This window comes from Streptomyces sp. enrichment culture, assembly GCF_964273255.1.
Classification (GTDB): domain Bacteria; phylum Actinomycetota; class Actinomycetes; order Streptomycetales; family Streptomycetaceae; genus Streptomyces.
On record NZ_OZ186835.1, the window covers coordinates 3,870,781 to 3,889,338 of the forward strand.

At 73.4% G+C, this 18,558-nt stretch carries 18 protein-coding genes and 2 pseudogenes; 13 read left to right on the forward strand and 7 right to left on the reverse strand.

The genetic code is table 11. The features are described 5' to 3' along the window. Window positions 1-66 precede the first annotated feature (66 nt). Together ACSU53_RS16740 and ygfZ are read left to right on the forward strand one after the other, a co-directional pair. Window positions 67-504, forward strand: coding sequence for a Fur family transcriptional regulator (locus tag ACSU53_RS16740; protein ID WP_437028581.1), 438 nt, complete (start codon window positions 67-69; stop codon window positions 502-504). Between the two features lie 9 nt (window positions 505-513). Continuing rightward, a complete protein-coding gene (ygfZ, locus tag ACSU53_RS16745) occupies window positions 514-1,479 on the forward strand; it encodes a CAF17-like 4Fe-4S cluster assembly/insertion protein YgfZ (RefSeq protein WP_437028583.1) in 966 nt (321 codons plus the stop codon). Window positions 1,480-1,540: 61 nt separating this feature from the next. Here ygfZ and dtd read toward each other — a convergent pair whose 3' ends face one another. Beyond that, on the reverse strand, window positions 1,541-1,966 hold the full coding sequence (gene dtd, locus ACSU53_RS16750; RefSeq protein ID WP_437028584.1) for a D-aminoacyl-tRNA deacylase: 426 nt from the start codon (window positions 1,964-1,966) through the stop codon (window positions 1,541-1,543). Between the two features lie 189 nt (window positions 1,967-2,155). Between dtd and ACSU53_RS16755 the strand changes: the two genes are divergently transcribed. The 3 genes from ACSU53_RS16755 (at window position 2,156) to ACSU53_RS16765 (ending at window position 5,463) form a co-directional block, all read left to right on the forward strand. After that, window positions 2,156-2,797 (forward strand): RsiG family protein, encoded by a 642-nt coding sequence (locus ACSU53_RS16755; RefSeq protein WP_437028586.1) that lies wholly within the window; start codon window positions 2,156-2,158, stop codon window positions 2,795-2,797. A 71-nt stretch (window positions 2,798-2,868) separates the two neighbouring features. Then, window positions 2,869-3,894 (forward strand): asparaginase, encoded by a 1,026-nt coding sequence (locus tag ACSU53_RS16760; protein ID WP_437028588.1) that lies wholly within the window; start codon window positions 2,869-2,871, stop codon window positions 3,892-3,894. Window positions 3,895-4,203: 309 nt separating this feature from the next. Then, window positions 4,204-5,463, forward strand: coding sequence for a GNAT family N-acetyltransferase (locus ACSU53_RS16765; RefSeq protein WP_437028590.1), 1,260 nt, complete (start codon window positions 4,204-4,206; stop codon window positions 5,461-5,463). Window positions 5,464-5,668: 205 nt separating this feature from the next. Here the strand turns inward: ACSU53_RS16765 and ACSU53_RS16770 are convergent, their stop codons facing one another. Then, window positions 5,669-5,854 (reverse strand): hypothetical protein, encoded by a 186-nt coding sequence (locus ACSU53_RS16770; RefSeq protein ID WP_437028592.1) that lies wholly within the window; start codon window positions 5,852-5,854, stop codon window positions 5,669-5,671. Between the two features lie 179 nt (window positions 5,855-6,033). Between ACSU53_RS16770 and ACSU53_RS16775 the strand changes: the two genes are divergently transcribed. Beyond that, a complete protein-coding gene (locus ACSU53_RS16775) occupies window positions 6,034-6,939 on the forward strand; it encodes a winged helix-turn-helix domain-containing protein (protein WP_437028593.1) in 906 nt (301 codons plus the stop codon). A gap of 41 nt (window positions 6,940-6,980) precedes the next feature. Here the strand turns inward: ACSU53_RS16775 and ACSU53_RS16780 are convergent, their stop codons facing one another. Beyond that, window positions 6,981-7,169 carry a hypothetical protein gene (locus tag ACSU53_RS16780; RefSeq protein ID WP_437028595.1) on the reverse strand — a complete coding sequence of 63 codons (189 nt, stop codon included), beginning with the start codon at window positions 7,167-7,169 and terminating at the stop codon, window positions 6,981-6,983. A gap of 135 nt (window positions 7,170-7,304) precedes the next feature. Here ACSU53_RS16780 and ACSU53_RS16785 point away from each other — a divergent pair, with 135 nt between their 5' ends. Together ACSU53_RS16785 and ACSU53_RS16790 are read left to right on the forward strand one after the other, a co-directional pair. Beyond that, complete coding sequence (locus tag ACSU53_RS16785) at window positions 7,305-8,192, forward strand: winged helix-turn-helix domain-containing protein (protein ID WP_437028597.1); 888 nt, start codon at window positions 7,305-7,307, stop codon at window positions 8,190-8,192. A gap of 29 nt (window positions 8,193-8,221) precedes the next feature. Beyond that, a complete protein-coding gene (locus ACSU53_RS16790) occupies window positions 8,222-8,947 on the forward strand; it encodes an HAD family hydrolase (RefSeq protein WP_437028599.1) in 726 nt (241 codons plus the stop codon). Here ACSU53_RS16790 and ACSU53_RS16795 read toward each other — a convergent pair. Further along, window positions 8,938-9,120 (reverse strand): hypothetical protein, encoded by a 183-nt coding sequence (locus ACSU53_RS16795; RefSeq protein WP_437028601.1) that lies wholly within the window; start codon window positions 9,118-9,120, stop codon window positions 8,938-8,940. The two genes, ACSU53_RS16790 and ACSU53_RS16795, sit on opposite strands and share 10 nt — an antisense overlap. 175 nt (window positions 9,121-9,295) lie before the next feature. Between ACSU53_RS16795 and ACSU53_RS16800 the strand changes: the two genes are divergently transcribed. After that, window positions 9,296-10,228, forward strand: a complete 933-nt coding sequence (locus tag ACSU53_RS16800) for a winged helix-turn-helix domain-containing protein (RefSeq protein ID WP_437028603.1) — start codon at window positions 9,296-9,298, stop codon at window positions 10,226-10,228. Here ACSU53_RS16800 and ACSU53_RS16805 read toward each other — a convergent pair. After that, window positions 10,194-10,952, reverse strand: a complete 759-nt coding sequence (locus ACSU53_RS16805) for an HAD family hydrolase (protein ID WP_437028605.1) — start codon at window positions 10,950-10,952, stop codon at window positions 10,194-10,196. The two genes, ACSU53_RS16800 and ACSU53_RS16805, sit on opposite strands and share 35 nt — an antisense overlap. Before the next feature lie 400 nt (window positions 10,953-11,352). Between ACSU53_RS16805 and ACSU53_RS16810 the strand changes: the two genes are divergently transcribed. The 4 genes and pseudogenes from ACSU53_RS16810 (at window position 11,353) to ACSU53_RS16825 (ending at window position 17,366) form a co-directional block, all read left to right on the forward strand. After that, complete coding sequence (locus ACSU53_RS16810; protein ID WP_437028607.1) at window positions 11,353-12,438, forward strand: phosphotransferase; 1,086 nt, start codon at window positions 11,353-11,355, stop codon at window positions 12,436-12,438. Between the two features lie 45 nt (window positions 12,439-12,483). Next, on the forward strand, window positions 12,484-14,784 hold the full coding sequence (locus tag ACSU53_RS16815; protein ID WP_437028609.1) for a phosphotransferase: 2,301 nt from the start codon (window positions 12,484-12,486) through the stop codon (window positions 14,782-14,784). A 330-nt stretch (window positions 14,785-15,114) separates the two neighbouring features. After that, window positions 15,115-16,335, forward strand: a pseudogene (locus ACSU53_RS16820) (aminotransferase class V-fold PLP-dependent enzyme); the annotation flags it as partial. 437 nt (window positions 16,336-16,772) lie between these two features. Further along, window positions 16,773-17,366: a hypothetical protein gene (locus tag ACSU53_RS16825; protein ID WP_437028611.1), complete on the forward strand. Its 594-nt coding sequence runs from the start codon at window positions 16,773-16,775 to the stop codon at window positions 17,364-17,366. A gap of 139 nt (window positions 17,367-17,505) precedes the next feature. Here the strand turns inward: ACSU53_RS16825 and ACSU53_RS16830 are convergent. After that, window positions 17,506-17,748, reverse strand: a pseudogene (locus ACSU53_RS16830) (PP2C family protein-serine/threonine phosphatase); the annotation flags it as partial. A 38-nt stretch (window positions 17,749-17,786) separates the two neighbouring features. Further along, the gene (locus ACSU53_RS16835) at window positions 17,787-18,296 is read right to left on the reverse strand and encodes a GNAT family N-acetyltransferase (RefSeq protein WP_437028613.1); all 510 of its coding nucleotides are present in this window, start codon (window positions 18,294-18,296) and stop codon (window positions 17,787-17,789) included. Between the last annotated feature and the right edge of the window lie 262 nt (window positions 18,297-18,558).

Consider the following 18,558-nt stretch of genomic DNA (forward strand, 5'->3'; position numbering starts at 1 on the left):
CGAGCCGTCTGTGAGCCTTCCGGCGGGCCCGGCCCGGTCGGGCCGTGCCCGCTCTAGACTCGTGGTGTGGTGAGCACCGACTGGAAGAGCGATCTCAGGAAGCGCGGCTACCGCCTCACGCCGCAGCGCCAACTCGTGCTCGAAGCCGTGGACACGCTGGAGCACGCGACCCCCGACGACATCCTCGTCGAGGTGCGCAAGACGGCGTCGGGGGTGAACATCTCCACCGTCTACCGCACCCTGGAACTCCTGGAGGAACTGGGCCTGGTCAGCCACGCCCACCTCGGGCACGGTGCGCCGACCTACCACCTGGCCGACCGGCACCACCACCTCCACCTGGTGTGCCGCGACTGCACCGACGTCATCGAGGCGGACGTGGACGTGGCGGCCGAGTTCACCGCCAAGCTGCGGGAGACCTTCGGCTTCGACACCGATCTGAAGCACTTCGCGATCTTCGGCCGCTGCGAGACCTGCACGCTGAAGGCCTCACCTGCCGAGTCGTAGGCTAGAGGCATGAAGAGCCCCCTGCTGACCCTGCCGGGCGCCGTCCCCGCCGAAGGCGTGGACGAAGGCGTGGCCGCGCACTACGGCGACCTGTTCCGCGAGCAGCGCGCCCTCGCCGACGGCACCGGTTTCGTCGACCTGTCCCACCGCGGGGTGGTCACCGTCTCCGGGGCGGAGCGGCTGACCTGGCTGCACCTGCTGCTCACCCAGCACGTCAGCGATCTCCCGCCGCACCGGGCCACCGAGGCGCTGATCCTCTCCGCGCACGGCCACATCGAGCACGCGCTCTACCTGGTCGACGACGGCGAGACCACCTGGGCCCACGTCGAGCCGGGGAGCCAGGAGGCGCTGATCGCGTACCTGGAGTCGATGAAGTTCTTCTACCGGGTCGAGGTCGCCGACCGCACCGCCGACTTCGCGGTGGTGCACCTGCCGGCCGGTTCCATCACCGAGGTCCCCGAGGGCTCCGTCGTGCGGGAGATGCCGTACGGCCGTGACGTGTTCCTGCCCCGTGCCGACCTGGAGCGGTTCGCCGGGCAGGCCGGGCCGCCCGTCGGGATCCTCGCCCACGAGGCGCTGCGCGTGGAGCAGCACCGCCCCCGGCTCGGTTTCGAGACCGACCACCGCACCATCCCGCACGAGCTGGGCTGGATCGGCGGTGCGGTGCACCTGCAGAAGGGCTGCTACCGCGGCCAGGAGACCGTCGCCCGGGTGCAGAACCTCGGCAAGCCGCCCCGCCGGATGGTCTTCCTGCACCTGGACGGCAGCGAGGTGCACCTGCCGGCGCCGGGCACGGAGATCCGCGTCGCCGACGACGGCCCCGAGGGGCGCCGGATCGGCTTCGTCACGACGTCGGTGCGCCACCACGAGCTGGGGCCGGTCGCCCTCGCCCTGGTCAAGCGGAACGTGCCCGTCGATGCCCGGCTGCTGGCCGGCGACACGGCAGCGGCCCAGGAGACCGTGGTCGAGCCCTGAGCACACCGGTCCCGCCCCGCGCGGGACCGTTCCGGCCCGCCGGGGAGGCGTCCCGGCGGGCTCAGATCTCCAGCAGGACGGTGAACGGGCCGTCGTTGGTCAGCGACACCCGCATCCGCGCGCCGAAGCGGCCCGTCGCCACCGTCGCACCCAGCGCGCGCAGATGCGCGACCACCTCGTCGACCAGCGGCTCGGCGACGTCACCGGGGGCCGCGGCGTTCCAGGTGGGACGCCGGCCCTTGCGGGCGTCGCCGTAAAGGGTGAACTGGCTGATCACCAGGAGCGGGGCGTCGACGTCGCTGCACGACCGCTCGTCCTGCAGCATCCGGATCGACCACAGCTTGCGGGCGAGCTGGGCCGCCTTCTCCTTGGTGTCCTCGTGGGTCACCCCGACCAGGACACACAGGCCCTCGCCCTCGATGGCCCCCACCGTCTCGCCGTCCACGACGACGCTCGCGCCGTCCACCCTCTGCACCACTGCACGCATACGACCATGATGCCGGGTGCCCGAAGGCCCTCCGACCGCCCCCCGAGCGGGCCGGGCGGGGTCCCCGGTCGGGCTATTTTTACTCCTTAACCCCCCATCTGGGGCTGTTCGGGACCACTCGGTCACCCGGGGGCCGCGAAGGGTGGCACGATGCATGGCACACGCCGGTCGAGGGGACGGTAGAGGCACATGAGCACACGAGGGACCGGGTATCCGGCCGGGGCCGGCGCGCCCATCGGGGCGGGCGCCGGGGAGCCGGCGTTCCACCGGCCGCCCACGCAGCGAACGGACAGCCCTGTGATGCCCGAGAATCAGTCCGCACACGACCTGACGGCCCTGAGCCTGCCCGAGCTGCGCGCCCTGCGCAGGGAGGCGCAACGCGACGAGGCCGACCTCAGTTACGTGCGGCGGCTGCTCCAGGGGCGGATCGACATCCTGAACGCCGAACTGCTCCGGCGCACCCCGCTGGGGGCGACGGCCACTGCCGCGGTCCCGCAGATGCCGCCCGCCTCGGTGGTGGAGCGGCTGCCGGAGATCCTGCGGGACGCGCCGACCCGGCACCGTTCCTCCGCCCGCCACGTCACGCTGGGCACCCCGCAGAGCGAGGAGTACGGGCGGCTGGCGGCCGAGATGCTCGCCGAGGTGGAGCTGTCCGACCTCCGGGCGCGCACCGACGCGGAGCTGCACGCGGCGATGGGCCGCCTGGTGCGGTACGAGGAGCAGGTGTCCCGGCGGCGGCAGGGCCTGCAGCGGACGGCCGACGGGTGCAGCGCGGAAATCGCCCGCAGGTACCGTGAAGGGGAAGCTCAAGTCGACGATCTGCTCGTGTGAGGCGAGACGGGCCCGGTGATCCCGGGCCTCCGCGGTGGGCGGGTCGTCCCGCGCCCGGAAGGCCACCGCCGATGCCCGCACCGTCCCCCTCGCCCCGCTCCTCCTCGTCGACGCCCTCGTCCACGCCCTCGTCCACGCCCTCGTCCACGCCCTCGTCCGTGCCGCCGGTGCTGGCGGAGGTGGTCCGCTCGGGGTTCCTCGAAGGGCGGCACCGGGGGAGCCTGGTCCTGCTGGCTGCCGACGGGTCCGTGGAACGGGCGCTCGGCGAGGTGACGGCCCCCGTCTTCCCGCGTTCGAGCAACAAGCCGATGCAGGCCGCCGGGGTGCTCCGGGCGGGCCTGGAGCTGTCGGGGGAGCGGTTGGCGCTCGCCGCCGCCAGCCACTCCGGAGAAACCTTTCACCGCGATCTGGTCCGCAAGATGCTGGCCGAGCACGGACTGAGCGCCGAACAGCTCGCCTGCCCGCCCGACCTGCCGCTGGACCCGGAGGAGCGGGAGACGTACCTGGCGGCGGGCGGCGTGCGCGACCGCGTGACCATGAACTGCTCCGGCAAGCACACGGCGATGCTGGCGGCCTGCGCGCTCAACGGCTGGCCGCTGGAGGGCTATCTCGACCCCGGCCACCCGCTCCAGCAGCTCATCCACCGGGGTGTGGAGGAGGCGGCCGGCGAACCGGTCGCGGCGGTCGGCACCGACGGCTGCGGCGCCCCGCTCCTGGCGATCGGCCTCACCGGCCTCGCCCGCGCCTATCGCTCCTTCGTCCTGGCCGAGCCGGGTACGCCCGAACGCCGGGTCGCCGACGCGATGCGGGCCCACCCCGAGTACGTCGCCGGCACCCGCCGGGCGGACACCTGGCTGATGCGGGAGGTCCCCGGAGCCCTGTCCAAGATGGGCGCGGAGGCCGTGCAGGCGGTCGCCCTGCCCGACGGCCGGGCCCTGGCCTTCAAGGTGGAGGACGGCTCCCTGCGGGCCCTCGGCCCGGTCCTGGCGAGGGCGCTGCGGCTGATGGGGGTGGACGGACCCGTCGTCGACCGGATCGGCGCCGCGCCGCTCACCGGCGGTGCCGAGGTGGTGGGGGAGGTCCGGGCGGCCTTCTGAGCGGAAGCGGGGCGGGCAACGGGCGGTCCCGGAGCCCGGCGGTCCCGGAGCCCGGCGGTCCCGGAGCCCGGCGGACGGGGGCGTCAGCGGCCCCGACGGGCGACCGGCGGACACGGGCGTGCGGACCCGGGCGTCGGGAGGGACCTGGGACGCGGGCGTGCGGACCCGACGTGGGGAGGGACCTGGGACGCGGGCGTGCGGACCCGAACGCCGGGAGGGGGCCCGGGACGCGGACCTGCGGACCCGGCCGACCGCCGGCCCACCGAAAATCCCACGACACCGCTCTCCCCGCCCCCCTACCGTGGCTCCATGACCGCCCCCCGCTCCGACATCGACGTACGACCGATCACCGAGGCCGAGTTCCCCGACTGGGTCCGCGCGCTCAACACGGGTTTCCTGCGCGAGCCCACCTCGTCCGAGGAGATCATCGAGGCTCGTCGTCTGCGGTTCCGGCCCGGCCGCTCGCTCGGGGCCTTCGACGGCGGCCGCTGCGTGGCGACGCTCCGCTCCTTCGCGCAGGACCTCACCGTGGTCGGCGGTGCGGAGGTGCCCGCGGGCGCCGTCTCGAACGTCACCGTGTCCCCCACCCACCGCCGGCGCGGCCTGCTCGGCCGGATGATGGCGCAGGACCTGGCCGCGGCGAAGGAACGCGGGGACGTGGTGGCCACCCTGATCGCCGCCGAGTACCCGATCTACGGCCGCTACGGCTTCGGCCCCGCGACCTCCGCCACCGAGTGGACCGTCGACGTGCCGCGCAGCGGTCTGGACCCGCGGTGGTCCGGTCCCGCGGACGGCGGCCGGATCGACCTCGTGGACGGTGCGGACGTCCGCAAGCTCGGCCCCGAACTGCACGAGCGGCTGCGGCGGACGCTCCCCGGCGCGGTGAGCCGGGACGATCTGTGGTGGCAGCTGGCCACTGGTGCCGTCCGCCTGGACACGTCCTGGAGCGAACCGTTCTTCGCCGTGTACCGCTCGGCGGGCGGCGAGGTGCAGGGCATGGTCTCCTACGGTGCGGACGACCACTGGGGCGATGCCAAGCAGCCGCTGAACACGGTGAGCGTCGACTGGCTGACGGCCGTGAGCCCGGCCGCCGAGCGGGCGCTGTGGCAGTACCTGTGCTCGATCGACTGGGTGGTGCGGGTCAAGAGCGGCTGGCGGGCCCCCGACGACCTGCTCCCGCACTTCCTGCCCGACCCGCGGGCGGCCGCGGTCACCAGCCACGCGGACTGGCTGTGGGTGCGGATCCTGGACGTCGTCCGGGCCCTGGAGGCGCGCACGTACGGGGCCGCGGGCACGCTGGTGCTGGACGTGACGGACGGCGGCGGGCTGACCGGCGGCCGCTACCGCCTGGAGGCGTCCGCGGACGGCACCGGAAGCTGTACGCCGACCACCGGCCGTGCCGATCTCGCGCTGGACGTCGCCGAGTTGGCGACCCTCTGGCTGGGGGACGAGTCCGCGGTGCGGCTCGCGGCCCTCGGCCGGGTCCGGGAAGAACGAGCGGGCGCCGCCCTGGAGGCCGACGCCCTGCTGCGTACGTCCAGGCGACCGTGGTGCCCGGACATGTTCTGAGCGCCGGCGGCTTTTGCCGCCGCGCTCCCTCCGCTGGTCCGCTCTCCTCCTTCGTCCGGGTGCGGGTGGGTGCTCATCCGTAGCGAGCTGTTCGGTTGTGGTGGTGTGGTGACGTGCGCGCCGTGGGCGCGTCCGGTGCCGTGCGGCGGGGCTCCCGGCTCCCCTCCGGAGGGGAGCCCGGCCGGCGGCCCGGAGGAACACCCGCTCAGCCGGGCTGAGCGAGCAGCAGCACGAGGACGACCGCACCGATGCCGCTGAGCAGACCGTTCCTCGCTTTGATGCCGACGGTGAGGGCGACGAAGGCGATGATGCCCATCGTGCCGAACCGCCATTGCAGGACCTGTTCGAACCCCACGGCCAGAGCGGCGAGGACGATGGCGACGAGCGGCATGACGGTCCCCCTCACAATCGTGGTCCCCAACCGTCACCCTGGTGGCCAACCCCCCATTGCGTCGACCATGTTGCTCAAGTTGGTAACCAACTTCCCCTGAGTTATCTCCACTTGGAGTCGACTCATAACCACCCTTCCGGGAACTCCCCGAAGATGGCGCGAAGTTGTAGGGTTCGGTTGTGGACCCGGAACACGTCTCCGTCCCCGGACGGACGAGGTCACAGCGGCCACGGCCGACCCATCGGGAGGTGGCCGACGCGTTGCGCGCCCGGATCAGGACCGGAGCGCTGCGACCGGGCGATCGCATGCCCACCCAGGCGCGGCTGGCCGACGAGTTCGGGGTGGAACGCGGCGTGGTGCGCCGTGCGCTGCGGATCCTGCAGTCCGAGCAGCTGCTCACCAACGTCTCCAAGGGCGCCCCGGCGACCGTCGCCGCGGCTCCCGGGCCGGTCCCCGCCGGCCCGGCGGCACCGCCCCAGCCCACGACCGTGGCCCTGGCGGCCCGTGTCACGGCGGCCTTCGAGGCGGAGCACGTGGAGATCGACGCCGTCTGCCTGACCGCGGTCTCGCTCACCCTGGCCATCGGCGAACCGCTGCGCCGCATCCACGCCGGACGGCAGAAACCGGCCAAGGTCGACGTCCGCGTCCTGCTGCCCAGCCGGAGCATCGACCTGGCCTTCCCGGTGCCGGTCGAGCGGCACGGCGACGACGACCCCGTGCACGACCGCTGGCTGGCCCAGCGCAACGCCCAGGGCCAGGTGCTGCGGCACAACCTGCTCGCCCTGCGGGCGACGCACGGGATCGACGTGCGGGTCTCCTTCCGGGCCCTGCCGTTCACCCCGCCGGTGAAGCTGTACCTGCTCAACGGCACGGAGGCGCTGTTCGCCTACTACACGCTGTCCCGCCACGAGACGCGCATCGACCACGAGAGCCTTCAGACGTACGACGCCCAGGGCATCCGGTCCATGCTCTTCTCCTTCGCGCACGGCGCTGACCAGCGGGACACCACCTTCGTCGAACAGTCCCACCTGTGGTTCAACGCACTGTGGGAGACGATCAGTTCGGAGCTGGAGCTCACGAGCTGACGTCTCCCACGGACGGAGGAGAAGCCGAGCGGGTGCCGCCCTCAGAGGGCGGGCCGTGCGACCAGCAGGGCGAGCAGGACCGCCCCGGCGGAACTGACGGACGGGCGCCCGGCCCTGATGCCGACGGTGAGCAGCAGCAGGCCGAGCAGGCCGGCGGTGCCGTACCGCCACTCGACGAGCTGCTCGAAGGTGACGACGAGGACGGTGGACAGGAGAGCGAGGACATGCACGACGACCCCCGGTGAACGGTGTGAATGCCAACTCGACCAAGTTGGCTGCCAACTCTGACGTGGTTGTCCCCACTTGGTGTATATCAATAAACAACTCCCCGGTAACTCCCCAAAGATGGATCAAAGTTGTAGCGTTTGGTCGTGACCCAGGAGAACGTGGCCGTGAACGGCAGCAGCAAGCTCTCCGCCCAGGAGATCGCCGAGACGCTGCGCGGACGCATCCGCAGCGGTGACCTCAGGGCGGGCGACCGCCTGCCCACCCAGGCCGAACTCGCCGACGAGTTCGGCGTGGAGCGCGGCACCGTCCGCCAGGCCCTGCGTGCCCTCCAGGACGCCGGTCTGCTCACCAACGTCACCAAGGGCGCACCGCCGACGGTGGCGGAGCCGGCGGCCGTCCCGGAGGAGCCCCGGCCGACGATGGTCGCCCTGGCACCCCGCCTGACGGACGCCTTCCACGCCGAGCACGTCCGCATCGACGTCGTCTGCCACACGTCCGAGACCCTGATGGTCGCCGTCGGCGAGCCCCTGCGGATGATCCACGAGGGCGCCATCCGCCCGCAGTCCATCGAGTTCCGCATGCTGCTGCCCTCCCGCAAGATCAACCTCGCGTTCCCGGTGCTGGTCGAGGAGGGCGCCGACGACGAGGGCGGCGACCCCGTCCACGACCGGTGGCTGTCGATGCGCAACGCCCAGGCCCAGGTGCTGCGCCACAACCTCCACGCGGTCCGCGCCACCCACGGCATCGACGTCCACGTCCGCTTCCGCGCCCTGCCGTTCACCCCGCCGATGAAGCTCTACCTGCTCAACGGCGCCGAAGCGCTCTACGGCTACTACCGGCTGGAACGGCGCGAGGAGGAGTGGGGCGAGCACACGCTCGACATGTACGACACCCTCGGCTCGCAGTCCCTCCTGTTCTGCTTCGCCCGCCGGGCGGGCCAGCGGGACGCGGCGTTCGTGGAGGAATCGCAGAAGTGGTTCGACGCCCTCTGGGAAACCATCACGACCGACCTGACACTCTCCTAGTGACTCCTGATACGACGCAGACTGATGCGGTGACGTCCGAGACCGGAAGAGAGCTGGTTGCCGCACTGAGAGATGTGGTCACTCCCGACCGCGTCGTGCTGTGGGACTTCGACGGGCCCATCTGCCGCCTGTTCGCGGGCCATTCGGCGGAGCGCGTGGCCCGCGAGCTGGTGGAGTGGCTCGAGCAGCAGGGTCTGAGCGGACTGCTCAGCGACGAGGAGCGCGAGCACCCCGACCCGCAGGTCGTGCTGCGGGCCGTGGACCGGCGCCATCCCGGCAGCGATCTGGTCACCGAGCTGGAGGCGCGGCTCACCGACCGGGAGCGGCACGCGGTCGCCTCCGCCCAGCCCACTCCGCACGCCGACCCCCTCATCCGCACCTGGTCTGCGCTGGGCGGCCGGTTCGCGGTGACCACCAACAACTCCGCCCGTACGGTGCGGGACTACCTCGGCGGCCGGGGCCTGCTGGGCTGCTTCTCCCCCCACCTCTACGGGCGGACGATCCGGCTCGACCTGCTGAAGCCGGATCCGCACTGTCTGCTGCGCGCCCTGAACGCCATGGGGGCGGCGGCCGGTTCCGCGCTGATGATCGGGGACAGCCCCGAGGACCGCGAGGCCGCCGAGCGGGCGGAGGTCCCCTTCCTCGGCTACGCGCGCGACGAGGACAAGGCTGCCGCCCTGCGCAAGGCCGGCGCCCGGGTCGTCGTGGACTCGCTGGAGACGGTGCTGCACGTCCTGCGGTCCTCTCAGGCCTGAAGCAGCAGGAGGGTGAACACGACCGCCGCGCCCACCGCCAGCCCGTCGTGGCGCACCCGGACGGCGACCGCCCCCGTGCACACCAGCACCAGGCCGAGGAATCCGAGTCTGCTCTGTGCCAGCAGCCCCACCGAGAACTCCAGGGCCGCCCACGTCGCGTGAAAAAGAAGCATGTCCCCCACCCGCGTCCCTCACCCGGATGACGGCCGTGCCCTCACCCGTCCAATTGGGCTGCTTGACCAATAGTGGTTGTCCCCGGCCGGAGAGATCCCTTAACAAGGCGGCGGCTATCGGCCCAAGTTGACGGAAAGCGGTTTGGTCCGGCGTCGAGGGCGGTACGGTCGGCATGTGGACGCGGAGCACACCGGGGAGGGCGGCGGCAGGGAGTTCAGGCGGGTCCTGGAAGCCCTGCGCTCCCGCATGCTCGACGGCACCTATCCCCTGAACACCTACCTTCCGCCGCAGCGGGAACTGGCCCAGGAGCTGGAGGTCTCCCGGGACACGGTCCGCCGGGTGGTGCGCGAGCTGACCGACGAGGGGTGGATCTCGACCCGGCAGGGCAGCGGTTCCAAGGTGGTCACGACCCAGCGGATCCGGAGCACGTCCCTGCCGCCCGCCGGGGAGCGGGGGATGACCCTGGGCCGGGTCATCGGCGACGCGTTCGAGGAGGACGAGGTCACTCTCGACGTGTGCACGCTGACATCGGAATCCCTGGGCATCCACATCCGGCTGATGCTGGACCGGATCCGTGCCGAGCGGAGCAGCGACCCGCGCCGGGCGGAACGGAGCGCCCCGCGCAGCATCAAGGTCCGGCTGATGCTGCCCTCCGAGTCCGCGACCTGGCCGTACCCGATCAACGTCAGGGACCCGGACGACGACCGGCCCCGCGCCCGGCTGCGCGAGATAGCGCGTCGCAGCACGGCCACCCTGACCCAGGCCCTGGACGAACTGAAGACCGAGGAGTTCGTGCCGGCCGTCGACCTGGAGATCCGGCACGCCCTGATGGTGCCGGACATCAAGGTGTACCTGCTCAACAAGCGCCGCATGCTCTACGGCACCTACAAGGCCGTCCAGCGGAAGATCAGACTCGGTTCGGACGAGTCCGTCGAGGTGATCGACGTGCTGGGCCTGGACGCGGCGCTGATGTACTTCAGCGGGGACGACGCCCACGCCGTCGACGCCTACATGGTGCAGGACAAGCAGTCCTGGTTCGACGCCCGGTGGGACCTGCACACCGTGGAAGGGCTCACGGCGCGGGGAGTCGCCGTGCCGCGTCCATGACCGGCGCGTGCGAGCCGACCACCCCGTCCGCGCCCAGTTCCGCCATGCGGCGCCGCTTGTCCGGGTCGGCCGTGCACCCCAGGAAGCGGACCCCGGCCCGCCGCGCGGCCTCCAGATCCGTCAGCTGGTCCCCGATCAGCAGCACCCGTGACGGGTCCGGCCCGCCGAGCAGCGCCAGCGCGCAGTCCACCAGGTAGGGGTCGGGCTTCATGCGGCGCGGCTCGTCCGCGTCCCGACCGCACACGTCGGCGACGAGCCCCGTCAGCCCTTCGCGTTCGAGGTGGGCGCGCACCGGCCCGGCCGCGTTGTTGGTCACCACCACGACGGGCAGCCGCAGCCGCCGGAACTGCCTCAGCAGCTCCCCGGCCAGCGGGGTGGGCCGGGCGGTGCGCACGGCGTCGTACTCGTACCCGGTGACGATCGCGTGGGCCCGGCGCAGGGGTTCGCGGCTCAGGCCGTCGGCCCGGTGCTTGTCGGCCATGTCACCCAGCCGGGGCAGGATCCCGTGCGAGTCGTGGCAGTCCTCCACCTCGCGGTGCAGCCGGCCCCAGTGACCGCGCGCCATGGCCTTGATCTCCGCGGCCACGTGTGCGGTCGGAACCGGTCCGAAGAGGTCGCAGACGGGGCCGTCGAAGTCGAGCAGCACCGCCTCGGTCCCGGCGAGCAGGTCGAGGAGTGCCGTGCCCCGTGCACGGTCCCCGACCGCCGGAAGGGTCGATGTCATTGGGCAAGGATGCACGATCCGGATCGTGTCGGCAGCCGGATCGTCAACTCCTCGCCCTCGTGTCCCACCCGGCGCACGGCCGGGCTCCGCACCCCCTGCACCGGGGCCGCGCCGGACGTTCCTGAACCGCGGAACGCGTCCGCTCGTACTGGTGGACGTTCCGTCGTCCGCGCGAGCGAGGGGAGGGACGTCCCCAGGAGAACCGACTTCTGGCACGATGCACTCGCACACGATGCACCGGCACGGTGGAGACGGGGACCACGACCCTCCCCTCCCACCCTCCCGCCTCCCTCTCGTTCCGCGTCCCGCGCTGCGGCCTCTGGTGAAAGAACGGGCGATGCCACCCGAAACGGCTTCCACGACCCGACGGCGTGCCGTTGCCATGAGCGGGGACGCGAGCGTGGTGGTGGGACCCCTCACGGGATACCACCACGAGACGTACGTGTTCCCCCTGCCCGACCCCACCGGCACCGGCCCGCAGGTGCGCTGGAAGTGCCGGGAACCGCGCCGGGGGCTGCTGTGGTTCGACCGCCGCTGCTTCGTCTCGGAGGAACTGCTGCTCCGGTCCCTGCAGGGGCGCGTCACCGGCATCCCCGAGATCATCCGGGCGGGTTCCACCCCTCTGCAGCGTTTCGTCGAGGGGACGACGCTGGGGACCCTCCACGAGGCGGGCAGCGCCGTCCCGGACCAGCTGACGGATCAGATCGTCGACCGGTTCCGGCAGTTGGCCGCCCTGGGCGTGGGTGACGTTCGGGCCAGGCGCCGGTGCAGACCCGAGGACCGGCCCGCCGACGGGGACACCACCGGTTTCCTCGACCGGCTGCTGCTCTTCACCGAACGCCGGGTCTACCGGCACAACAGCAAGCGCTTCGACACGCTCTTCAGGGGCCTGGGGGTGGACGCCCCGTGCTTCGACCGGCTCAGGCTCCGCCTTCGCGACCTCACCCCCAGGCCCTTCTGCCTGCTCCACGCCGACCTGCACCGCGAGAACCTCATCGTGGACCCGTACGGCGGGCTGTGGACCATCGACTGGGAACTCGCCATGGTCGGCGACCCGCTGTACGACCTCGCCACCCACCTGCATCTGATGCGGTACCCCGCCGCGCAGGGCGAGGAGATGACCGCGCGGTGGCGGGAGGCCGTCGAGTCGGTCCGGCCGGGCGCGTCCCGGGGGTGGGAGGACGACCTGCCGAAACTGCTCGCCTACAAGCGGGCCCAGTCGGTGTTCACCGACGCCATCCGCGCCTGCCTGTCCCTGGAGACCGCCCCGGACGACGACCCGGACACCTACGATCACACGGCCGTTCAGCTCTACCATGTACTCACCGCCGCCGCGGATCCCCTCGGCCTGGAGGCAGTGCCGAGTCCGCGGGACATCACCTCCGCCCTCACTCGCTGGTACTGGGAACACCGGGAGTCCCCCGTTGGGGCGCGCGCTGAGGCACGCGCCGCCCGTGCGGGTACGGATGTCCCTGCCGTGCAGTAGCGTTCCGTCCCCTCCCGCCGTCCTCATCCCCGAGGAGCGCCGCCCGTGGGCAGTCCCTCCCGCCCCTCCGTCCCCTTGTGGGTCAGGCACCCCGACGATCCGTCCGACCCCCTCGGCGCCTTCGTGGCCGACGCCCTGCGCCGGCCGCCGGCGCACAGCGGCCATCACAACGTCAACTTCGTGGTCCCGGTGACCGACGAGGTCGCCGGCCGCCTCGGCGTGGCGGCCGGCACCCCGGTCACCGTCCGCCTCCGCCGGGGGGACGCGGTCCCGGTCGTCGTCCGTACCTGGGAGGACGAGGGGCGGGTGCTCCGGGCGCTGGGCGGCCGGCTGCCGCACCTGCCCCGGTTCCTGGGCCGCAGCGGCAACGTCAACGTGCAGAGTCACGTCGAGGGCGTCTCCCTGGACACCGTCTGCCCCGAGGGCACCAGGGTGGAGCGGCCGCTGGTCGTCGCGCTGACCCGCTTCATGGGGCTGATGGCCGCCGTGCCGCCGGACGTGCTGCCGCCCCTGCCGGACGGCCTGACCGCCGACGGCGACGACAGCCAGGCGTACCTGCGCCACCAGGCCCTGCTCGTCCACGAGAAGGTGTGGCTGCCCAACCGGGCCCACCACGAGCTGTTCGAGCGGCTCGGCGTGCCCGGCGACGCCATGCTCCGCTACGCCGACCGGGTGCCGGTGCTGACCCGCCGTCCGTACGGCCTGCTCCACGGCGACCTGCACCGGGGCAACCTGATCCTGCCCTACGCGGCGGACGGCACCCCGGTCTGCGTGGACTGGGAACTCGCCGGGTACGGCGACCCGTTGTCCGATCTCGCCGTTCACCTGGTGCGCATGCGCTATCCGCGCGTCCAGTGCCACCAGGTGATCACCGCCTGGCGGGCCGCGCTGCGCCGCCACCGGCCCGCCGCGGCCTACGGCCTGAGCCGCGACCTGCCCCACTACCTCTCCTTCGAACGCGCGCAGTCGGTGTACCCGGACGTCATCCGTGCCGCACACGGCCTCGGTGACTACTTCGACCAACGCGACATCGCCGAGGCCGCGGCGACCGTCGCCCGCGCGCTCACCGCGGCCGCCGGCCCGCTGAAGCTCGCCCAGGTCCCGGACGAGCGCCTCATCCGCACCGTGCTGGCCGAGTGGCGGGTGCACACCGGAGGCTCCCCCGCCGACAGCCGCTCGTACTTCACCGTCCACTTCCCCCCGCCCGGCGCCCGGACGGGGGAGCCCGGCGGGCGCACCCCGGGGGCGTACGGGCGCAAGGCGGTGCAGGACGCGCTGCACCAGGAGCGCAGCGCGCCGCCCGAGCAGGTGATCGACGGCACCGCGCACCGGGTCACCGTCGTGCGGGGCGGTGAGGCGGTGGTGCGCCGGCGGCTGCACGTCCGGCACGGCCACGGCCGGCGCTTCCTCGACGAGAACCACGTGCTGCGCAGCCTGCAGCGCAACGGCCGCCCGGTCCGCGCCCCGCGGGTGCTGGCCATCGGCGAGAGCGACGGCCAGGGGGTGTTCGCCCTGCACGACTACGTCGGCCCGGCCGGCCGCACCGGACGCCCCGACCACCCCGTGCACGGACTGCTCCCCGGCGAGGCGGACGCCCTGGTCGACCAGCTCGCGGCCCTGACCGACCCGGGCGTGCTGGCCTCGGTCGCCGAGCTCATGGACCTGGACCGGGAGGACCTCGTCCGCACCCAGACGCCCGACTTCTACAGCCGGCTGACCCGCCGGCTGGTCCGGCGGGTGCGCGCGATGTCGCCCGCGACTCTGCGGCTCGCCGAGGAACTGGGCCTGCCGGACGCCAGCACCCTGCACGGTCTGCTGGGCTCCCGCCGGGTCACCGACCGGTCCCCCGCTCTGCTGCACGGCGACCTGAACCCGTGGAACCTCGTCCGGCGCCCGGAGGACCGGGCGGCCCTGGTGCTGGTCGACTGGGAGCTCGCCCGGGCGGGCGACCCGCTGTACGACCTGGTGCGCCACCTGCATCTGACGCCCACCCGGCCACGCCTGCGCACCCGGATGTTGGCCCGCTGGGAACGGACCCTGCCGCCCGGGCACACCCGCGGCTGGCAGGAGGACAGCAGGACGTACGACCTGCTGGAGACGGTGCGTTCCGCCTACACGGATCTCGACCGCATGGTCACCCGCACCCATCTCGACGCGCCGAAGGTGACCCGGGCGGTCGCCTCCTACGCCCGCACCCTGGAACGCGCCAAGGAGGGCCTCGGCCTCCCGCACAACGAGGCTGCCGGCCATTCCCTGCTGTTGCGGGCCCTGCCGCGCGGCGACACGGACGACGCCGCGTGGCCGTCCGCCGTGCTCAGACTGCGGGACGTGATCCGGGGGGCTTGAGGGCGGCAGGGGCTTGAGCGTGGTTCGGGGCCGAGGGCGGCTTGAGGGCGGCTCGAGGGCGGGTGGGGGCTTGAGGGCGGCTCGGGCGGCGTGGTGCTTGCGATGCGAGGGGCGTGCGTGCGGTGCGTGCGTGGCAAGGGGGGCGGTGACGCGTGCGTCGCAAGGGGGGTGCGACGCGTGCGTCGCAAGGGGGCGTGCGGCGCGGGGCCGGTGCGCGGGCAGCGGCCTCGGCCCTCAGACGTCCTGGGCAGCCGGCCGGACGGATAGGGTCTGCTGGCGTGCCGTCGTCGGACGGCTGTTCCGGGCCACCGGGGCCATGAGGGGAGTCAGGTGAGCGGGACCGAAGTCACCACCGCGCCGCGTCCGCTGCTGCTGGCCGACGGCCGCCCGGCGGCCGACGCCTGGTCACTGGATCCGGCCCTGCTCCACCTCAACCACGGCTCCTTCGGGGCCGTGCCACGGGTGGCGCAGGAGCGGCAGCAGGGGCTGCGCGCGCAGATGGAGAGCGCACCGGTGGTGTGGTTCCCGGCCCTGCCGCAGCGGCTCGCGCAGGCCCGCGCCGGCCTCGCCGCCTTCCTGGGGGCGGACCCGGACGACCTGGCCCTGGTGCCGAACGCCAGCGCCGGGGCCAGCATCGTGTTCGCCGGTCTGGAACGCCGTCGTGGCGGCGAGATCGTCGTCACCGACCACGGCTACGGAGCCGTCACGATGGGCGCCGAGCGCCTGGCCCGCCGCTGGGGCGGCCGGGTCCGCACCGCGCGGGTGCCGCTCGACGCGGACGCGGACCGGGCGTGCGAGGCCGTGACCGCCGAGCTGAGCGACGCCACCGACCTCGTCGTCGTCGACCAGATCACCTCCGCGACCGCGCGCCGGCTGCCCGTGGAGCGGATCGCCGCGGCGGCGCGGCGGCGCGGTGTGCCGCTGCTGGTGGACGGGGCGCACGCGCCGGGCCTGATCGCCGCGCCGCTGGCGGGCGAGCCGTACGACTTCTGGGTGGGCAACCTCCACAAGTGGGGCTGCGCGCCGCGCGGTACGGCGGCGCTGGTGGCGCGCGGGCCGCTGCGGGACGGGCTGTATCCGCTGATCGACTCGTGGGGCGCCGGCGACCCGTATCCCGACCGCTTCGACCAGCAGGGCACGGTGGACGCCACCGGCTACCTGGCCGCCGCGACGGCACTGGACTTCATCGGCTCCACCTGGGGCTGGCCCGCGGCCCGCCGCTACATGGACGACCTGGCCGGTTACGGCGAACGCGTCATCGGCGCGGCCTTCGCCGACCTGACCGGCACTGAGGGCGGCCCGGTGGACGTGGGCATGCCCGTCCCCGGGATGCGGCTGGTGCGGCTGCCCGAGGGGCTCGCCGGCACCCGGATCGAGGCCGACGCGCTGCGCGACCGCGTGGCCCGCGAACTGGGCGTGGAGGCCGCCTTCACCAGCTTCGCCGGGCTCGGCTACCTGCGGCTGTCCGCCCACGTCTACAACACCGCCGAGGACTACGAGCACTTCGCCGAGCGCTGCGTCCCCGTCCTGGGCGACTGGGCCCACCGGGCCCGCACGGCAGCCGCGGGGGCCGGTGCGCGTCCGGTCGTACCAGCCGGGTCAGCAGGGTCAGCCGGATCGGCCGGATCGGCCGGGTCAGCCGGGTCAGCTGGATCGGTCGGGTCAGCCGGATCGGCCTTGTCCGGTGGCCGCCCGGCCGTTCCCGGCGACCGTACGACCACGTCCGGCGACCGTACGACCACGTGTGTCGGCCGTGGGGCCACGCCCGACGCACGTGCGACGACCGCCGACCCGCGCCCGGAAGCCCCGGACCTTTAGCGTCCCCTTAGCCTCGGACCTCTGGGGGACTCACAGCACCGGACCTCTAGGGTTCTCAGAGCCCCGGAGCACCCGGGCCCCCGGGAGCCGGTGGGGCCCTTGGCTTGGATCCTTCCGGGCTTCCGCGCGTCCGGCTGCCCGCCCCGACGCGCTCCGAGGGAGGAGACGAGTTGATCACCGGGTACCAGCAGCAGTTGCGCGAGCGCTACCTCGCGGCACCCGTCATGCCGACGCCCGAGCCGTGGCAGCCGGTGGGGGACCGGTGTATCCCCGTCGGGGGCCTGGTCGGCATCGGCTTCGCGGTGCACCCCGACAGCGGACACGACCTCGTCATGACCGTGTCCAGCGACGGCCACGGACTCCTCGACGCGGTCACCGGCGAGAAGATCGCCCGCGACCGGGACCCCGACCCCGAGACGAGCACCCCCGACGCCCACCCGGACCTCGCCTGCCCCGGGCTGGGCCCGGTCGCGGGCACCCCGGTGCGCATCGCCGGCCTCTTCGGCGGGGGCCTGCACCGCACCACGCCGGACGGCTGGACCCTGGACGTCGTCAGCCCCGAATGGCCCCACCACCGCGTCATCCTCTCCGCCGACGGCGGTATGAGCACGGGGCCGGCGGGAGGGACGTGGTGGCACGTCTTCCACTCCGACTACTCGGAATTCCGCGCCGCCGGCTTCTCCCCCTCCGGCCTGACCCTCGCCGTAGCCACCAGCAGTGACGTGACGCTCTGGACCCGGCGCGCACTGCGTCACGGGGAGTGAGGCCGGCGGCGGCGGGCCCCGCGGGAACCGGGCGGTGGGGTCCGGGCTCCCGATCCCGAAGCCCGCTGGTACCGCCCGGCCGTGCGCACCGGCGGGACGGCGCCGCAGCCTCGGCCGCGGCGGCTCGACGCCGGTGCTCCTACGGCAGTTCGACGACATCGGCGACCACGCAACTGACGTTGTCCGGACCGCCGGAACGGTTGGCCAGGGCGACGAGTTCGCGGACCGCACGCTCGGGCTCCCCGATGTCGGTGAGCACCCGGCGGATCACGTCGGCCGGCACGACGGTGGACAGGCCGTCCGAGCTGAGCAGGTAACGGTCGCCCCGCCGCGCGTCGTGCAGCCGCATGTCCGGGGTGGCGTCCGCGCCCCGGGCCAGGGCGCCGGCGGGAGCCCCCAGTGCCTGCACCGCAGGAGGGGTCAGACGCTCAACGCGGCGGGGTACCGGATGGTGCCGGACGGCACGGGGCGGCTGTCGTCGAGGGCCAGGGCCATCATGGCCTCGTCGGGCACCTCGAACGGCGCTCGGATGCCCAGGCGGGAGGCCGGGACGAAGCCGAACCGCGGGTAGTAGTCGGCGTGGCCGAGGACGACGACGAGGTTCTCGCCCCTCACCCGGGCGGCGTCCAGGGCGGCGCGGACGGCGGCGGAGCCGGCGCCGGTGCGCTGGGCCGAGGGCAGGACCGCGCAGGGGGCCAGGGCGAGGGCGGGGTGGCCGTCGACGTGGCACCGGCTGAGCAGCGCGTATCCGACCGGGGTGCCGTCGGGGGCCGTGGTGACCATCGACAGGCCGTCGATCCACGCCTCCGGGTCGGCCCGCAGGGCGTCGACGATGCCGGCCTCGGCGGCGGTGGGAAAGGCCGCGAGCAGGATGCCGCGGACGGCGGCGACGTCGTCGGCGGTTTCGGGGTGGACGGTCCAGTGGGTCATGGTTCCGTTCTCACGAGTGTCGTCGGAGAGGAGTGTCGTCGGGGAGCAGGAGCGAGCGGGCGGGCGTCGTAGTGGCCGCTGGCGTGCGCGCGTCGAAGGCCGGTCCGTGCCCGGTGTGGCCGGGCCGGGGTCTCGGCCGTGCCGTGCTGTCACGGGACCGCACGGGCCAGGTGATCACGGCTCTGGTCCGGCAGGGCTGCCGGCGTGCGCGGCGGATGCCGGTACCCGCACGTGTCCGTGCTGGCGTCCCGTTCGTCTCCCG